Annotated in this window: 17 protein-coding genes and 1 pseudogene; 8 read left to right on the top strand and 10 right to left on the bottom strand. The window is 30.7% G+C overall.

Annotated elements, in window-relative coordinates; genetic code table 11:
- Nucleotides 1-16 precede the first annotated feature (16 nt).
- Genes A0083_RS04970 through ilvC form a run of 5 tightly spaced genes read right to left on the bottom strand, consistent with a single transcriptional unit; the run spans nucleotide 17 to nucleotide 4,134 of the window.
- On the bottom strand, nucleotides 17-910 hold the full coding sequence (locus A0083_RS04970; protein WP_197552553.1) for an RsmB/NOP family class I SAM-dependent RNA methyltransferase: 894 nt from the start codon (nucleotides 908-910) through the stop codon (nucleotides 17-19).
- Nucleotides 897-1,283, bottom strand: a complete 387-nt coding sequence (gene ruvX / locus A0083_RS04975) for a Holliday junction resolvase RuvX (RefSeq protein WP_120759223.1) — start codon at nucleotides 1,281-1,283, stop codon at nucleotides 897-899. The genes A0083_RS04970 and ruvX overlap by 14 nt, the downstream gene beginning before the upstream one ends.
- On the bottom strand, nucleotides 1,280-2,047 hold the full coding sequence (locus tag A0083_RS04980) for a DNA-processing protein DprA (RefSeq protein WP_197552555.1): 768 nt from the start codon (nucleotides 2,045-2,047) through the stop codon (nucleotides 1,280-1,282). The genes ruvX and A0083_RS04980 overlap by 4 nt, the downstream gene beginning before the upstream one ends.
- The gene (locus A0083_RS04985; protein WP_197552557.1) at nucleotides 2,034-3,110 is read right to left on the bottom strand and encodes a divergent polysaccharide deacetylase family protein; all 1,077 of its coding nucleotides are present in this window, start codon (nucleotides 3,108-3,110) and stop codon (nucleotides 2,034-2,036) included. Before A0083_RS04985 ends, A0083_RS04980 begins: the two co-directional genes overlap by 14 nt.
- A gap of 1 nt (nucleotide 3,111) precedes the next feature.
- Nucleotides 3,112-4,134, bottom strand: coding sequence for a ketol-acid reductoisomerase (ilvC, locus tag A0083_RS04990; RefSeq protein ID WP_197552559.1), 1,023 nt, complete (start codon nucleotides 4,132-4,134; stop codon nucleotides 3,112-3,114).
- 109 nt (nucleotides 4,135-4,243) lie between these two features.
- On the opposite strand from ilvC, the gene A0083_RS04995 reads away from it, so the two are divergent.
- From A0083_RS04995 to A0083_RS05020, 6 genes and pseudogenes are all read left to right on the top strand, one after another.
- Nucleotides 4,244-6,184, top strand: a complete 1,941-nt coding sequence (locus A0083_RS04995; protein ID WP_197552561.1) for an RNB domain-containing ribonuclease — start codon at nucleotides 4,244-4,246, stop codon at nucleotides 6,182-6,184.
- Complete coding sequence (gene holA, locus A0083_RS05000; RefSeq protein WP_120759233.1) at nucleotides 6,177-7,142, top strand: DNA polymerase III subunit delta; 966 nt, start codon at nucleotides 6,177-6,179, stop codon at nucleotides 7,140-7,142. Before A0083_RS04995 ends, holA begins: the two co-directional genes overlap by 8 nt.
- Before the next feature lie 90 nt (nucleotides 7,143-7,232).
- Nucleotides 7,233-7,607, top strand: coding sequence for a 30S ribosomal protein S6 (gene rpsF, locus A0083_RS05005; RefSeq protein ID WP_120759235.1), 375 nt, complete (start codon nucleotides 7,233-7,235; stop codon nucleotides 7,605-7,607).
- 3 nt (nucleotides 7,608-7,610) lie between these two features.
- A complete protein-coding gene (locus A0083_RS05010; protein WP_120759237.1) occupies nucleotides 7,611-8,138 on the top strand; it encodes a single-stranded DNA-binding protein in 528 nt (175 codons plus the stop codon).
- Between the two features lie 11 nt (nucleotides 8,139-8,149).
- Complete coding sequence (gene rpsR / locus A0083_RS05015) at nucleotides 8,150-8,410, top strand: 30S ribosomal protein S18 (protein WP_039618521.1); 261 nt, start codon at nucleotides 8,150-8,152, stop codon at nucleotides 8,408-8,410.
- A gap of 46 nt (nucleotides 8,411-8,456) precedes the next feature.
- Nucleotides 8,457-9,093 (top strand): annotated as a pseudogene (locus tag A0083_RS05020) (MarC family protein).
- Here A0083_RS05020 and A0083_RS05025 read toward each other — a convergent pair.
- The 5 genes from A0083_RS05025 to fliW are packed head-to-tail and all read right to left on the bottom strand — an operon-like array spanning nucleotide 9,080 to nucleotide 11,627.
- The gene (locus A0083_RS05025; RefSeq protein ID WP_120759241.1) at nucleotides 9,080-9,502 is read right to left on the bottom strand and encodes a hypothetical protein; all 423 of its coding nucleotides are present in this window, start codon (nucleotides 9,500-9,502) and stop codon (nucleotides 9,080-9,082) included. The pseudogene A0083_RS05020 and the gene A0083_RS05025 overlap by 14 nt on opposite strands.
- Entirely contained in the window at nucleotides 9,499-10,227 is a 729-nt protein-coding gene (locus tag A0083_RS05030) for a type II secretion system protein (RefSeq protein ID WP_120759243.1), read from the bottom strand. Before A0083_RS05030 ends, A0083_RS05025 begins: the two co-directional genes overlap by 4 nt.
- A complete protein-coding gene (locus A0083_RS05035; RefSeq protein ID WP_197552563.1) occupies nucleotides 10,211-10,507 on the bottom strand; it encodes a hypothetical protein in 297 nt (98 codons plus the stop codon). Before A0083_RS05035 ends, A0083_RS05030 begins: the two co-directional genes overlap by 17 nt.
- Nucleotides 10,504-11,232, bottom strand: a complete 729-nt coding sequence (locus A0083_RS05040; protein WP_197552565.1) for a pyrroline-5-carboxylate reductase — start codon at nucleotides 11,230-11,232, stop codon at nucleotides 10,504-10,506. The genes A0083_RS05035 and A0083_RS05040 overlap by 4 nt, the downstream gene beginning before the upstream one ends.
- On the bottom strand, nucleotides 11,232-11,627 hold the full coding sequence (fliW, locus tag A0083_RS05045; protein ID WP_120759248.1) for a flagellar assembly protein FliW: 396 nt from the start codon (nucleotides 11,625-11,627) through the stop codon (nucleotides 11,232-11,234). Before fliW ends, A0083_RS05040 begins: the two co-directional genes overlap by 1 nt.
- 178 nt (nucleotides 11,628-11,805) lie before the next feature.
- Here fliW and A0083_RS05050 point away from each other — a divergent pair, with 178 nt between their 5' ends.
- Both A0083_RS05050 and lon read left to right on the top strand, forming a co-directional pair.
- Nucleotides 11,806-12,462, top strand: coding sequence for an outer membrane protein assembly factor BamD (locus tag A0083_RS05050; RefSeq protein WP_197552567.1), 657 nt, complete (start codon nucleotides 11,806-11,808; stop codon nucleotides 12,460-12,462).
- Nucleotides 12,462-14,837, top strand: a complete 2,376-nt coding sequence (gene lon / locus A0083_RS05055; protein ID WP_197552569.1) for an endopeptidase La — start codon at nucleotides 12,462-12,464, stop codon at nucleotides 14,835-14,837. The genes A0083_RS05050 and lon overlap by 1 nt, the downstream gene beginning before the upstream one ends.
- Nucleotides 14,838-14,840: the final 3 nt, after the last annotated feature.

The raw sequence follows: 14,840 nt of genomic DNA on the forward strand, positions 1-14,840 counted from the left end.
TTAAATTTATTGATTTTTAATGTTTTTTCACTTTTGCGATAAAAAAGCCATCAGCATAATCATCAGGTAAAACCCTTTTAGCAAAAGATAAATCAAATTCTTCGCTTTTTGCTTGGATAAATTGCACATTTGGCAATTCAAAATCAAGCAATTCAAGATGAAAATTAGAATTTCTCAAGGCATTCTCCAAAACAGCCTCATTTTCTTCTCTTAAAAAAGTGCAAGTACTATAAACAAGCTCTCCGCCATGTTTTAAAGCTAACAATGCTGAATGCAGTAATTTTTTTTGTAAATTTGCAATTTGCTTGATTTCTTTAGTATTTTTTTGGATGCCAAAACCCATCTTTGCAAAAGTAGAACAAGGTGCATCAAGTAAAATTTTATCAAATTTAAGCGGACATGCCTTTCCTATCGTGCGTCCATCTTTTAAAAAACACTTTGCCATCTTCACTTGGTAAGTTTCTAAGGTATTTTTCAAAGTAAAAAAACGAGTCTTAGATAATTCACAACTTGCTAAATATCCTTGGTTTTGCATAAAATTAGCCAAATTCAAACTCTTTCCACCAGGAGCAGCACACATATCTAAAACACTTTCTCCTGTTTTTACACCTAAGGTTTTTGCACATAAATATGAAGCATAATTTTGTATATAAAACTTTCCCTCGCTAAATGCACTCATCGCACTTAATTTGCTTTTAAAATGAAATGGAATTTTATAGCAATATGTATCAATTTTTTTAAATTCTATCGTTTCATTTTTTAAAATGCTTTCGAGCTCATCATTTCCAATAAGTAAAGAATTTCTAAAAATATTCACATTTTTTTCTTGGTCAAAGCTTTGAAGAATTTGCTCTTTTTGTGACTGTGTATAAATACTTTCTAAAGCTATACTTAAATCAAGCAAGGCCATAAAAATCCTTTAAAAATAAATATGCAGCTAAAGAATCAAGCTTACCATCTTTTTTTCTTAAATTTGCCACACCAAGCTCTTGTGCTCCTTTGGAACTAAAGCTTTCATCTACATAAAACACTTCTTTATCAAACTCCAACAAGGCAACAAAATGCTCCACTCTTTTACGCATTTCATCTTCACTTGCTCCACCCAAAGGAATTCCAACGACTAAAGTATCTATCTCGTATTCTTTGATATACTCTTGAACTTCTCTAGCTGCTTGGTTGCGATTTTTTCTTATAATAGCCTCAAGTGGCATAACAATACTCTTATTAACACACAATGCCACACCTATACGCTTTAAACCTATATCTAATGCTAAAGTTTTCATATACAAACTCTTATTTTTACTCCAGAAATTTCCACTAAACCTTCAAGCTCATATTCATAAACTTTATCGCCAAATTTTTGCAAAACTTTCTCTAAATCATCTTCGTTTTTTATAAAATTTAACAAGTCATCTTGTTGCTGTTTACACTCAAGCTCTCCAAACATCGCTGCAAATTGCTGATAATCATAAAGCAATTTAGCTTTATTTTGAGCCAAAAGCAAATTAGTCCCTTCGCTTTCATTTTTTCTATGAGGAAGCACATAAATGGGTTTATTCATACTTAAAGCAAGTCTTGCACTTTGCATAGAACCACTTTTTAAATCAGCCTGTGCGATCACTACCACTTCGCTTAAAGCAATGATTAGTCTATTTCGCAGTAAAAAATCATAAGGCTTAGCTTTATAATCTGGTGCATTTTCACTCAATGCTAAAGCATTGTTATAAATATCCAAAATATCACTTGCATTAGCTTTGGGATAAATTTCATCTAAACCATTTGCAAAGATCGCTATAGTATGCGGATAAGCCAATCTTGCAGCGTGAATATCTACACCCAAAGCTCCACCACTTACCACACAAACTTTAGCTTTTTTTAAAAACGACACAAGCTCCACAAGAGAGTTTTTAGTATAAACACTCATTCTTCTAGAACCAATAATTGCAACTTTCCTAGATTCTAAAAGCTTCAAATTCCCCTTATAATACACCCTAGCAGGAGGATTTAAAAGCTCATCAAAAGCTTCAAGATGGTCAATAAATTTCATTTAAATACACAAGTTCAACCAAATCGAGCAATTCCTTGCTTTGCACTAAGGCCTGAAAAGTCTTCTCACGTGGATGACCAATAGCTATAGCAAACCCTTTTTTTACCGCCTCATCAACTGCTTGCTTGAGTTGATTTTTAATATAAGCTATATTGTCTTCATTATCTAAAAATACATCTCTAGCAATATATGGTTGATTATATTTGTTTGCTAAAATTTTAGCTTTAGAATTACCTATAGTTCTTGAATCTACAAAAACAAACTCATTTTCACCAAAAGCTTTAAAAAGTTTCTCCATAGCTTTTTTATCTGATGTAAATAAACTGCCAGTGTGATTATTGATAAATTTTACATTTGGGAAATGCTCTTTGATGTATTCAACGCGTTGTTGTATTTTTTGCGCATCATCACTAGGATGTAAAGTGTTTAATTCTGCTTTATCATACTTAATAGCTGCTAACGGTAAATGCACCATAAAAAATTCAAAATCTTTTGCAAATTCAGCTGTATATGGATGACGTTTATCGGGCGGAAAAAACGAAGGTATTAATTTAAGATGAGTTTTTCTAAGCATATCAACATGAGTATGGCTAGCCATATCATCAATAATAATAGCCAAACGCGGTTTTGTATTTTTAGGTTTTTTGGTAATTTTTATCGCTTGTGTTTGATTTGCTTCTTTTGGAGTTATTGTGATGTTTTGCTCTATTTTGGTTTGATTAAGATCTTCTTGGGTAGTATTTAAATCATAACTTAAATTTTGATCATTTTGACTAAGGTTTACATCATTGTTTTTATTGTGTAGATTTAAAATTTCACTGATATTTTTATCTAAAAATTCCAAATTTTCATTTTTTAACCCTAAATCAACTTCTTCTAAGCTTAAATTATTTTCTACAGGTGCTATGTTTATAGGTGTTTCGTGAGGTGTAGTTACGTTTTGTTCTTGAATTTGGTATTTTGGTTTTGATAAAAACAAAGATCCAAAAGCAAAAAGAAAAATGCCTAGCACAATTAAGCAAAGTGCTAAAAGCACTTTGTATTTTTTATCTATCGTTTTCAAATTAGTTTTTATCTTTATCAACTAATTTTTTTGCACTAATCCAAGGCATCATAGCACGAAGTTCACGCCCTGTTTTTTCTATTAAAGAATCATTCATTATTTTACGCTCTGCATGCATTCTTGCAAAATTTGCTCTTCTTTCTAAAATGAAATCTTTTGCAAAGCTTCCATTTTGTATCTCTTTTAAAACACCTTTCATTGCCTCTTTAGTTTCTTTGGTAATAATCTTAGGTCCTGTGATATAATCCCCATATTCAGCAGTATTAGAAACAGAATATCTCATATCAGCAATACCGCCTTGATAGATCAAATCCACAATCAACTTCATTTCATGTAAACACTCAAAATATGCCATTTCAGGCTCATAACCTGCTTCAACTAAAGTTTCAAATCCTGCTTGAATTAACGCACTAAGCCCACCGCAAAGCACTGCTTGCTCGCCAAACAAATCCGTTTCGGTTTCAGCTTTAAAAGTCGTTTCTATGATGCCGGTTCTACCTCCACCTATAGCACTAGCATAACTCAAAGCCAAAGCTTTTGCCGTTTTACTTTCATCTTGATGGATAGCAATCAAACAAGGGGTTCCACCACCTATACTAAATTCATGTCTTACAGTATGACCTGGAGCCTTAGGAGCAATCATAATCACATCTATACCCTTTGGAGCTACAATTTGTCCATAGTGGATATTAAAACCATGTGCAAATGCCAAAGTTTTACCTGTTTTTAATTCAGGTTTAATTTCTTCGTTAAAAATCTCGCTTTGAATTTCATCAGGAGCCAAAATCATAATCAAATCTGCCTCTTTAGTAGCTTCTTTTACACTTTTAACAATAAAATTTGCATTTTGAGCTTTTGCCCAGCTTTGTCCGCCCTCTTTCAAACCTATAATAACATCTACTCCGCTATCTCTTAAATTCATAGCATGAGCATGACCTTGAGAACCAAAACCTATAATAGCTACTTTTTTTGACTTGATTAAGTTAATATCACAATCTTTATCATAATAAATTGACACAGCCATGATGTACTCCTAAAATTTTAGAATAAAAATAAAGATTATAACTAAAAAATATAAATTTAATCCTTTTATGATAAAATTTAGACTTTATAAAAATATTTTAAAGAGTGTTATGAAAGAATTATTTAATCAATTAAGCTATGGTCTAAACGCAAGCGAAATTACCAATAAAAACAAACAACTTATCAGAGAATTATTAACCTGTGATATTATTAAATTTTATAAAAATAAATACTATCTCAAAGATGGTTTTACTTTTGGTAAAATCGATATCTCATCTAATGGAACAGGTTTTTTAGAAAGCTATGATCATGCTTTTAAGCGTGACTTACTGATAGAAAATAAAAATCTCAAAGGCGCAAACTACGCTGATATTGTTGTAGCAAAGTTGCTTCCTATCAAAAAAAAGCGTCCTAGCGCCAAAGTGGTTTTGATACTCAAAAGAGCGCACGAAACCTCTTTGGTTATTACCAAAAAATATGGTGAAGCCATACTTGGAGTAAACATTCAAACGGGACTTACATGTGCTTTAAAAGCCTCTCAAAAATCGTTAAAAGCTCTACCTTTGGGAACTATTTTAAAAATAGAAAATCATGATAACAATATCACTGAAGTGATAGGACATATTGATGATGATTTTGTAGATGAAAAAATTTCCTTAGCGCTTTTTAATAAAAATGCAATTTTTGATCATTTATGCGAAAACGAAGCAAGAGCTTATGGAAATGAAGTAGATGCAAGCATGTATCCTTCAAGAAAAGATCTTAGAAATTTAAATTTTTGCACCATCGACCCTATAGATGCAAAAGATTTTGATGATGCGATTTATTATGATAAAAGTGAACACGCTATTTATGTAGCTATAGCCGATGTAAGTGCTTATGTGCATGCTTATAGCGCCATTGATAAAGAAGCAAGATCAAGGGGTTTTTCGATTTATTTTCCTCATATTGCCATACCTATGTTACCAAGGGCTTTAAGCGAAAATATTTGTTCATTAAAACCTAATGAAGATAGATTAGCATTTTGTTTTAAAATATGCTTAGATCAAAACAATGAGGTCATCAAAGAAGAGCTTTTTGAAGCCATTATTAACTCAAAACGCCGTTTTAATTATGATGAAGTTGATGAGTACTTAAAAAACCGTGATGATTTGGGGGAGATTAATTGGCTTTATGATGCTTTTGCAATCACTCAAAATTTACGCAAAAAACGCCTAAAAAATGCTTGTGAGTTTAAAACCCAAGAACTTAGAATGACTCTAAATGAAAACAATCAACTCCTAAAAACACGTCTTGAAAGCGACACAGCCTCACATAATCTAATCGAAGATTGTATGCTTTTAGCCAACAAAGCTGCAGCAAAACTCATCGATATAGGAGTTTTTAGAAACCACTTAAGTCCTGATTATAAAAAAATCAATCAGCTACTTGCGGATTTATCTACGCTTAGTATAGATATTAATGCCAAAAATAATATTTTAGAATTATTCAAAGATATTCAAGCTTTAGCCAATGAACTCAACATAAGAGAAGAAGTAGATAAGCTTATCATCAAAGCTCAAAAAAAGGCTGAATATGCCAGTGAAAATGCAGGTCATTTTGGTCTAGGATTTGACAAATATACCCATTTCACAAGTCCTATTAGAAGATATTCTGATCTTATTTTACATAGACTTTTAAAAGCAAAAATCAATCAAGATGAAAAAATGTTTAATTATCTACTTTTAAATATAGAAAGCACTTGTGAAGAATTAAGCACACTAGAAAGAGAAGCAGATAAAGTTGCATGGCACTTCATGGATAGAAAATTCGCAAGATGGGCAAAATACAACATAGGAAAAAAATTCAAAGCCTTAGTGATAGAAAATCAAAGCTCACTACAAGTGAAACTCAACGATGATATAAAAGGAGCTTTGATCACCGTTATAGGTTCAAGAGCAAATTTATTAGAACATGTTGAAGTAGAAATCACTGAAGTAGATATTATCAGTGCTAAAATTTTTGGAAAAATTACCAAACATTTTAGTTTAGAGAGAAATCAAAATGTATAAAAATCAACTCCAAACCTTACTAAATAGCGGAAATATTCCTAACTTTTTTTTACTCTATGGAGCTGATAATTTCCAAATTGAACTCTATGCTAAACTCATCAAAGACAAATACTCTTTTGATGAGAGTTTGAGATTTTATTTTGAAGAATATGATTTTAAACAAGCACACGATTATTTATCAAGCGCTTCGTTATTTAGCGAAAAAAAATTACTAGAAATCAAAACTCAAAAAAAAATTCCAACCAAAGAATTAAAACAACTAGTAGAACTTTGCCACAATTCACAAGATAATTATTTTCTACTTGAAATTTACGATGAAACCTCCAAACAAAGCGAGGCAGAAAAAATTTTCGGTAATCATTTTTGTAGATTTTATAAAGTCAATTCAGCCAAAGAAGGTATGGAGCTTCTAGCTCTAAAAGCCAAAGAGTTAAACATCAATATCACACAAAATGCACTTTTTGCACTTTTTTACAATTTTAATGAAAATCTATACTTAGCAGCAAATGAATTAAATAAATTTAGTGGCTTAAGTATTGATGAAAAAATCATACAAGAACATTGTTTTAGTTTAAGTACTATTAGCTTTGAAAGCTTTTTTGACAACCTCATGCAAAAAAAGGATCTAAGAGCTGATCTTGAAAATATTTTAGATCATTACAATGAAATCGCTTTAATCAATGCTTTATATGCTAGTTTTTCAAGACTTTTTAAAATAACCTTACACATTAAAGTTTATGGTAATTTAGATCTAAAAGAAATTTTAGGCTATACACCACCCATGACCATAGCGCAAAACCTACAAAAACAAGCTTTAATGTTAAAAATACCTCAATATAAAAGCATTTTCACTACACTGTGTAATTGTGAATACGAACTTAAAAAAAACTCAAAAATAGAAAAAAAAGAATTTCTAATCGCCACACTCTTACACATTAGCTCTATACTAAAAAGTTAAATTAAGAAAACTTGTGGTAAAATAAAATTTGCATTTTATGCAAAATCCTTGCCTAATTTTTAGGCTTTATATCCACAAGGAGAAATTCAAATGAGACATTATGAAGTTTTATTCATATTAAAACCAACACTTACAGAAGAAGAAGTAAGTGCTAAGTTGGAATTCGTAAAAGAAGTCCTTACAAAAAATGGCGCAGAAATTGAAAGCGTAGTTCCAATGGGAACAAGAAAGCTTGCGTACAAAATCAAAAAATACGAAAGAGGAACTTATTTTGTAATTTACTTCAAAGCTCCTACTAATTTAATCGCTGAGCTTGAAAGGGTATTAAGAATTACTGAAGAAGTGATAAGATTTTTAGTTGTAAAATATGAAAACAAAAAAGAAATCGCTGCTTGGGAAAAACTAAGCAAAGGTATCAAACAAGGTAAAAAAGAAATCAAAGCTAATGAAAGCACAGAAGGCTAATTAATGTTTAACAAAGTCGTTTTAGTAGGTAATCTCACAAGGGACATAGAAATGCGTTATGCTCCATCAGGTAGCGCAATAGGTTCTTCTGCTATAGCTGTGACAAGAAGATTTAGCACCAATACAGGAGAAAAAAGAGAAGAGACCTGCTTTATCGACATTAGCTTTTTTGGAAGAACAGCAGAAATTGCAAATCAATACCTTAACAAAGGTAGTAAAGTTTTAATCGAAGGTCGTTTAAGATTTGAGCAATGGAGCGATCAAAATGGACAAAATCGTTCTAAGCATAGTATTCAAGTTGAAAATTTAGAAATGCTAGGTTCAACCGTACAAAATACTCAACAAAATAACTTTGATAATCAAAGCTATGGTTATAATCAAAATTTTAACCAACAACAAAGTTTTGATCCTTATGCTCAAGTCCAAACTAGAACAAATTCATCTAATGCATATCAAGCTCCACAAAAAGAAACACCTATGAAGGAAATTGATATCGACAAATACGATGATGATACAGAATTACCATTTTAAAGGAAAATATCATGGCAGAAAAAAGAAAATATTCACGTAAATATTGCAAATACACAGAAGCTAAAGTTGATTTTATTGATTATAAAGATACAGCTTTGTTAAAACATGCTTTATCAGAAAGATTTAAAATCATGCCACGCCGCTTAACAGGTACTAGTAAAAAACACCAAGAAATGGTAGAAGTTGCTATCAAACGTGCAAGACACGTAGCGCTTATTCCTTATATTGTAGATAGAAAAGAAGTTGTTACTAATCCTTTTGAAGGATTATAATTGCATTCTCCCAAGCTTTATAAGCTTGGGGATATAAAGGTGAAATATGTTTTCAGATATAGAATCTGAAATTTATGCTATCTTACTTGCTTCTATTGCTATCATAGCTGTTTTAAACCCTTTTGGCAATCTCCCGCAGTTTATCGCAATGACTGAAGGTTTAGATGCAGATAAAAGAAAAAAACTATTTCGAAATATTATCTATACAGCTTTTTGTATTGTTTTGGTTTTTCTACTTTCAGGTCCATTTATTATGAAATTTTTATTTAAGATTGATATTAACGACTTAAGAGTTGCGGGCGGATTGATCCTGATCATCATGAGTACCAAAAACTTACTTTTTACTCCATCTAGTAGTCAATTTCAGCATTATCAAGACCTAAGCCACAAAGAATTACTTAAAAAAAGTATAGTGCCAATGGCATTTCCTATGCTTGTAGGACCTGGAACCTTGTCTACTATAGTAGTGATTTCAGAAGATCAAAATTTAGGTATAGCTGTAGCTTCTGTATTACTTACTTTTATTTTTATATTTGTATTATTTCATTTTTCAGCTACTATTGAAAAAGTTATTGGCAAACTAGTTCTTTATGTTTTTTCTCGTATTGCACTAGTCTTTATTATGGCAATGGGTGTAAAAATGATAGCCGTTGGAATTGAAACATATATTCAATCTAATTTAGGGTAGATAAAAAAACTTCTTTGCAAAAAAACTTCTTCATTTACGCTTTTATTTTCATTTAAAAGCACACTTACATTAACAGCTACTATAGCTTTTGTTACTTCATAGTCTAACAGCAACTGCCCATTTTCACATCTCCCTAGCGGATAAGCATAGTCTATTTGCACTGTAGCATTGTTGTATTTAAAGTTAATTTGCTCAATACACTCCTTGCCTTCTAAATATGCTTGATACAAAAAATATTTTGACATTTCTTTAGAATTTAATACTAAAATTTTTCCTTGTGTATAAAGAATTAGATCTTGCATAATCCTTGGAGTATACGAGCTTATTTTTACAACAAAAACTAACACAAAAGCAACAAACATAATAAAAAAAATAGTATAAACCATAGCAAATGCTTGTTTCATAAAAACATCCATTTACTCAAGCATTCATTTTGTTTTTTACTACAAATTGTAGCTTTCAATGCTTTGGATTCTTGCGTAAATTCAAGTTGAAAAACATCCTGCATTAGTAAAAATCTTTTTTGTTTATGATTTAAATCTCCAACTTGAATGTAAATTTTTTCATCTTCAAAATACACTTTCACATAAGCATAAACCACACTATAAAACCCACTCCATTTTTCACCAATAAAATGAATTTTTTCCTTATCATCTGCTAAAATCATTCTTAATTTTTGATGTTGTAAATCATATAAATAAATATAATCATCAGGGTATATTTTTAATTTTTTATTTGCCACTATATCTTTATAGTGGCTTAACACGCCTTTTGAAATACCATTTTCTATAAAGTGAAAATGACTCTTGGGGCTAATAAAGCTTTGATTATCATCTAAAATAACACCGCTAAAATTAAACTTTTTCAAAGATAAATCATAGAAAATATCATCATTTGCACCCATATAGCATTCTAGAGAATGCTTTGTGTGTTTTACATCTATGCATGTTTGATATATTTTTTCTATACTCAGCAAAGCTTGATTAATATCTGAAAAAATTTCATTTGTCTTTTTTACCTTAAAAGCATATTCATAAAGCACTACGCCAGGTCTAGCTAAAACCACAATTAAAACGCCCAAAATAATCAAACTTAATACAAGTTCTAACAAACTAAAAGCTTTTTTCATCTAAAAAGGCTTTTTTGTATGATTCATCTTTAGCTTTTAAAGATTTCAGATGAAATTTCTCACTAGAATACTCTAAAAAAAGATGATGATTGATATTAATCTCACCTCTTTGATACAAGGGATTATATTCTAACAATGCCTTTTCTTCATTAAAAAGAAGTTGATTTAAATGTATTAAATTGAAAGATTTACCCAAAAAAATCAGATAATAAAAACCAAAAATAGAAGATAAAATAACAATACAAAAAGCAAGCTCTAGGAGACTAAAAGCTTGCTTCATTGACCTAAACTTGCTTCAAAAGCTTCAAAAAAAGCTCCACGCAAAGCTTTTTTTTCCAAAGCTTCAACTCCTTTAATTGTAACTCCTGCAGGAGAGCAAATTTTTTCTTTTACAATTACTGGATGAGAGTGGTTAAACAAAGCACTGAAACTTTCAAAACAAGCACGCGTAAGCTCATAACTAAGCTCATTTTTTAAACCATTTTTAACACCTGCATTAGCTAGACTTTCTGCCACTAAAGCTAAAAAAGCTGGAGCACATCCACTTAAAACCATTGCTGTGTCAAATTCTTTTTCATTTTGCAATGCTATAGCTTTTCCAAAAGTACCCAATAACGCCAAAACCTCATCTTTAAACAAATCATTTTTCATCAAATACGCAGTTGTAGATGCCTTAAATTCTGCTGCGGTATTTGGCATGACTTTAATATAATTTTGCGCTTTAATACTACTAAGTTGCTCAAAAGTAGTCTTTGCTAAAACCGAAACAAGCCACCTTGCTTTGCCTTTTAATTGAGTAGCTACTGATTCTAAAGCATAAGGTTTAAAAGCCAAAATAACATTTTTATTTTCCATATCAAACTCATCATATGATATGACTTTAAAATTTAAACTACTTGCCTTTTTTAAATCTCTTGCAACTATTATCACTTCATAAGCATCGCTTATACCTTTTACTATAGCACTAGCCATAGCGCCATTTCCTAAAATATAAATTTCGGACATTATTTTGACTGTTTGATAAAAGCCGAAATCTTTTCAGATTGAAAATAATTAGGGTATTTACTTGTGTCTAAAATTACTTGCACTAATGAGTTATTATCATAATTCATCACAACAGGCGCTAGAAAGTTAACGGTAGATTCCTCTAATGGTTCATTAATAGCCACGATAACAAATACACCAAAATTAGTCTGTTCATTTAAAGCTAACAACTCTTGATAATAATCAGGAACTTCAAAATCATAATCAGGGCGAATCATATAAGGATCGATCATCACGAAAGAAAAATCTTTGCCATCAAGGCTCTTTAATCTATAAAAAACCTCATCTATCTTGTAAAAATTCATATTTTTGGTATCTTCAAAACCCAAAATAGGACATTTAACTTCTAAGTTCATTTTGCCTCCTAAAATCTATTGACTAAGAAATTACAAATCTTTAAGCAATTTTAGTTCCAAATTTTAAATTTTTATCAAATTTATATTTTGAATGTAAAATTGAATTTTTTAAAATTAACATTTTCATAAACATAAAAACATTATAATTATAAATTATTAAATTTACAAGGTGATATATATGAAAAAAAATTTTATTTTTTCGCTTATAATAATAGGATTATTCTTAGGGGCATGCAGTTCTAAAAAAGCAGAAGATTTATATAATCTTAGTTCTATGGAGTGGTATCAACAAATCATTAAAGATTTACAAGAAAAAAATCTTGAAGCAGCTGATAAGCACTATACTTCCATGGCAGCTGAACATATTGCTGATCCTTTACTAGAACAAACTTTGCTTATCTTAGCACAAGCTCATATTAATGAAGAAGAATATGAAATGGCAAATTTTTATCTTGATGAATATTTAAATAAATTTGGTGATTCTAAAAATATCGCATACATAAGATATTTAAAAATCAAAGCTAAATTTGACTCTTTTGCGGTTCCAAATCGCAATCAAGCATTAATGCTTAAAACCATAGAAGAAATCAAAGAGTACAACCAAAACTATCCTAATGTACAATATAATGATCTCATTGACACCATGTTAACCAAATTTAATCTTGCGGTTTTTTATCTTGATACAAGCATTGCAAAATTGTATGAAAAAAAAGATAGAGAACAAAGTTATGAAATTTATAAGCAAAAAATAGAAAATTCCGATTTTAACACAATCGAAATGATCAAACCAGAACTTCCATGGTATAGAAAAATATTTGAAGAAGGTATAATGTAATGAAACTAGAAAATACTCAAAATTATCCAGCAAAACTTCCCGTACTTGTAGAAGATGAGCTTTTTTTATACCCTTTTATGATTACACCAATTTTTTTAAATGATATGCAAAACATCAAAGCTTTAGATACTGCTTTGCAAAATGAAAGCATGATCTTTGTTGCACCTTCAAAGATTGAAGGTGGACGTGGCTTTGATGATATTTATGACTGTGGGGTGATTGGAACAATCATGAGAAAAGTTCCACTACCCGATGGTAGGATTAAAATTTTATTTCAAGGTTATGCTAAAGCTAAAATCGTAGATAAAATTTCAGATGATCCTTTATTTGCCTTAGTAGATTTAATCCATCAAGAGCCTATTTGCAATACAAAAAAAGAAGCTATTATTGAAGTGGTCAGAGAAAAAGCTAAAGCTTTATCTACGGTTAGCCATTATTTTCCACCTGATCTTTTACGAACTATAGAAGAAGATGTTGAACCTAGTAGAATTTGTGATTTGATACTCAATTCTATCAAAATCAAAAAACAACAAGCTTATGAGTTTTTCATTGAAACTAATTTAGAAACCAAACTATTAAATTTGATCGATTATTTAGCTAAAGAAATTGAAGCAAATAAAATTCAAAAAGAAATCAAAAATAAAGTTCATTCTAAAATAGATAAAGTCAATAAAGAATACTTCCTAAAAGAACAGCTCAAGCAAATTCAAAGAGAGCTTGGAAGTGATATACAAAAAGAAAGCGAAGTGGAAGAATACAACAAAAAGCTAGAAAAGAAAAAAGCTTTTATGTATGAAGATGCTTACAAAGAGATCAAAAAACAAATTCAAAAATACGAAAGAATTCATCAAGACAATTCAGAAGCATCTATGGTGCAAACTTACATTGAAACCGTTTTAGATATACCTTTTGAACACTCTTCAAAGAAAAAACTTAACTTAAAAGATGTATCCTTACAACTCAATAGCGACCACTATGCTCTAGAAAAACCAAAAGATCGCATTGAGGAGTATTTTGCAGTAAAAGAGCTTTTGGAAAAACGTAAAATCAAAGACAGAGATGGTGCAAAGGTTATTTTATGTTTAGTAGGTCCTCCGGGCGTTGGTAAAACCTCTTTGGCTAATTCAGTTGCCAAGGCATTAAAAAGGGAATTAGTCCGCATAGCCTTAGGTGGCTTAGAAGATGTAAATGAACTAAGAGGACACAGAAGAACCTATATAGGAGCAATGCCAGGGCGTATTATACAAGGGCTAATAGAAGCAAAACAAAGCAATCCTGTGGTTGTACTTGATGAGATTGATAAACTAAGTCGTAATCACAGAGGAGATCCAAGTGCGGTTTTACTTGAAATTTTAGATCCTGAACAAAATACAAAATTTAGGGATTATTACTTAAATTTCAACATTGACCTAAGTAAAATCATCTTTATTGCTACTGCAAATGATGCAAGTTTAATTCCACCTGCACTAAAAGATAGAATGGAATTTATTGAGCTTAGTTCTTATACTCCACAAGAAAAATTCCAAATAGCAAAAAACTATCTCATACCTGATGAAATAAAAAAACACGGATTAAAAGAAAATGAAATTAGCTTTGATGATGAAGCTATAGAATTAATAGTCACTGAATACACAAGAGAATCAGGTGTAAGAAATTTAAGAAGAAAAGTTGCAGAAGTATGCAGAAAATGTGTCAAAAAACTTTTACTAGAAGATGACACTAGTATTCAAATCACTACCCAAAATCTCAAAGATTTTTTAAATAAAAAAGTTTTTGAGATCGAAAAACATGAAAAAGAAAATAAAATAGGACAAGTCAACGGTCTAGCATGGACCGCAGTAGGTGGTGATGTACTAAAAATCGAAGCGATTAAAATTAAAGGTAAAGGCGAATTAACCCTTACAGGAAGCTTGGGTGATGTGATGAAAGAATCAGCAAAAATTGCCCAAAGTCTTATTAAAAATTTAATCGATGAGGGGCAAATTAAAGCACCAAAAAATCTTTCCTATAAAGAAGATGAAAGCATTTACAATCAATACAATCTTCACATTCATGTACCAGATGGCGCCACACCAAAAGATGGACCAAGCGCGGGTATTACTATCACCACTGCCATTGCATCAATTTTTAGCGATAAAAAAGTTCGATCAGATGTAGCAATGACTGGAGAAATCGACCTAATGGGAAATGTCTTACCAATAGGAGGCTTAAAAGAAAAATTAATCGCCGCATACAAAGCAGATATTAAAACAGCTATCATTCCACACAAAAATTACGAGAGAGATTTAAAAGATATTCCTGAAGAAGTAGTTAAAAATATGAAAATTATAGGTGTGAAGACTTTAAGTGAAGTTTTAAAAATAGCTCTTGTATAAGTA

Origin of the sequence: Campylobacter sp. 2014D-0216 (assembly GCF_014931215.1) — a bacterium.
In the GTDB taxonomy this organism is placed as follows: Bacteria; Campylobacterota; Campylobacteria; order Campylobacterales; family Campylobacteraceae; genus Campylobacter_D.

What these genes read in the sequence shown, in the direction of transcription:
- A0083_RS05040 (WP_197552565.1), bottom strand. Translation starts at nt 11,232, where the DNA reads ATGTCCGAAATTTATATTTTAGGAAATGGCGCTATGGCTAGTGCTATA.
- lon (WP_197552569.1), top strand. Translation starts at nt 12,462, where the DNA reads ATGAAACTAGAAAATACTCAAAATTATCCAGCAAAACTTCCCGTACTT.
- holA (WP_120759233.1), top strand. Translation starts at nt 6,177, where the DNA reads ATGTATAAAAATCAACTCCAAACCTTACTAAATAGCGGAAATATTCCT.
- ruvX (WP_120759223.1), bottom strand. Translation starts at nt 1,283, where the DNA reads ATGAAAACTTTAGCATTAGATATAGGTTTAAAGCGTATAGGTGTGGCA.
- A0083_RS05025 (WP_120759241.1), bottom strand. Translation starts at nt 9,502, where the DNA reads ATGAAACAAGCATTTGCTATGGTTTATACTATTTTTTTTATTATGTTT.
- rpsR (WP_039618521.1), top strand. Translation starts at nt 8,150, where the DNA reads ATGGCAGAAAAAAGAAAATATTCACGTAAATATTGCAAATACACAGAA.
- A0083_RS04970 (WP_197552553.1), bottom strand. Translation starts at nt 910, where the DNA reads ATGGCCTTGCTTGATTTAAGTATAGCTTTAGAAAGTATTTATACACAG.
- A0083_RS05035 (WP_197552563.1), bottom strand. Translation starts at nt 10,507, where the DNA reads ATGAAGCAAGCTTTTAGTCTCCTAGAGCTTGCTTTTTGTATTGTTATT.
- rpsF (WP_120759235.1), top strand. Translation starts at nt 7,233, where the DNA reads ATGAGACATTATGAAGTTTTATTCATATTAAAACCAACACTTACAGAA.
- A0083_RS05010 (WP_120759237.1), top strand. Translation starts at nt 7,611, where the DNA reads ATGTTTAACAAAGTCGTTTTAGTAGGTAATCTCACAAGGGACATAGAA.
- A0083_RS04980 (WP_197552555.1), bottom strand. Translation starts at nt 2,047, where the DNA reads ATGAAATTTATTGACCATCTTGAAGCTTTTGATGAGCTTTTAAATCCT.
- A0083_RS05030 (WP_120759243.1), bottom strand. Translation starts at nt 10,227, where the DNA reads ATGAAAAAAGCTTTTAGTTTGTTAGAACTTGTATTAAGTTTGATTATT.
- A0083_RS04995 (WP_197552561.1), top strand. Translation starts at nt 4,244, where the DNA reads ATGAAAGAATTATTTAATCAATTAAGCTATGGTCTAAACGCAAGCGAA.
- fliW (WP_120759248.1), bottom strand. Translation starts at nt 11,627, where the DNA reads ATGAACTTAGAAGTTAAATGTCCTATTTTGGGTTTTGAAGATACCAAA.
- A0083_RS05050 (WP_197552567.1), top strand. Translation starts at nt 11,806, where the DNA reads ATGAAAAAAAATTTTATTTTTTCGCTTATAATAATAGGATTATTCTTA.
- ilvC (WP_197552559.1), bottom strand. Translation starts at nt 4,134, where the DNA reads ATGGCTGTGTCAATTTATTATGATAAAGATTGTGATATTAACTTAATC.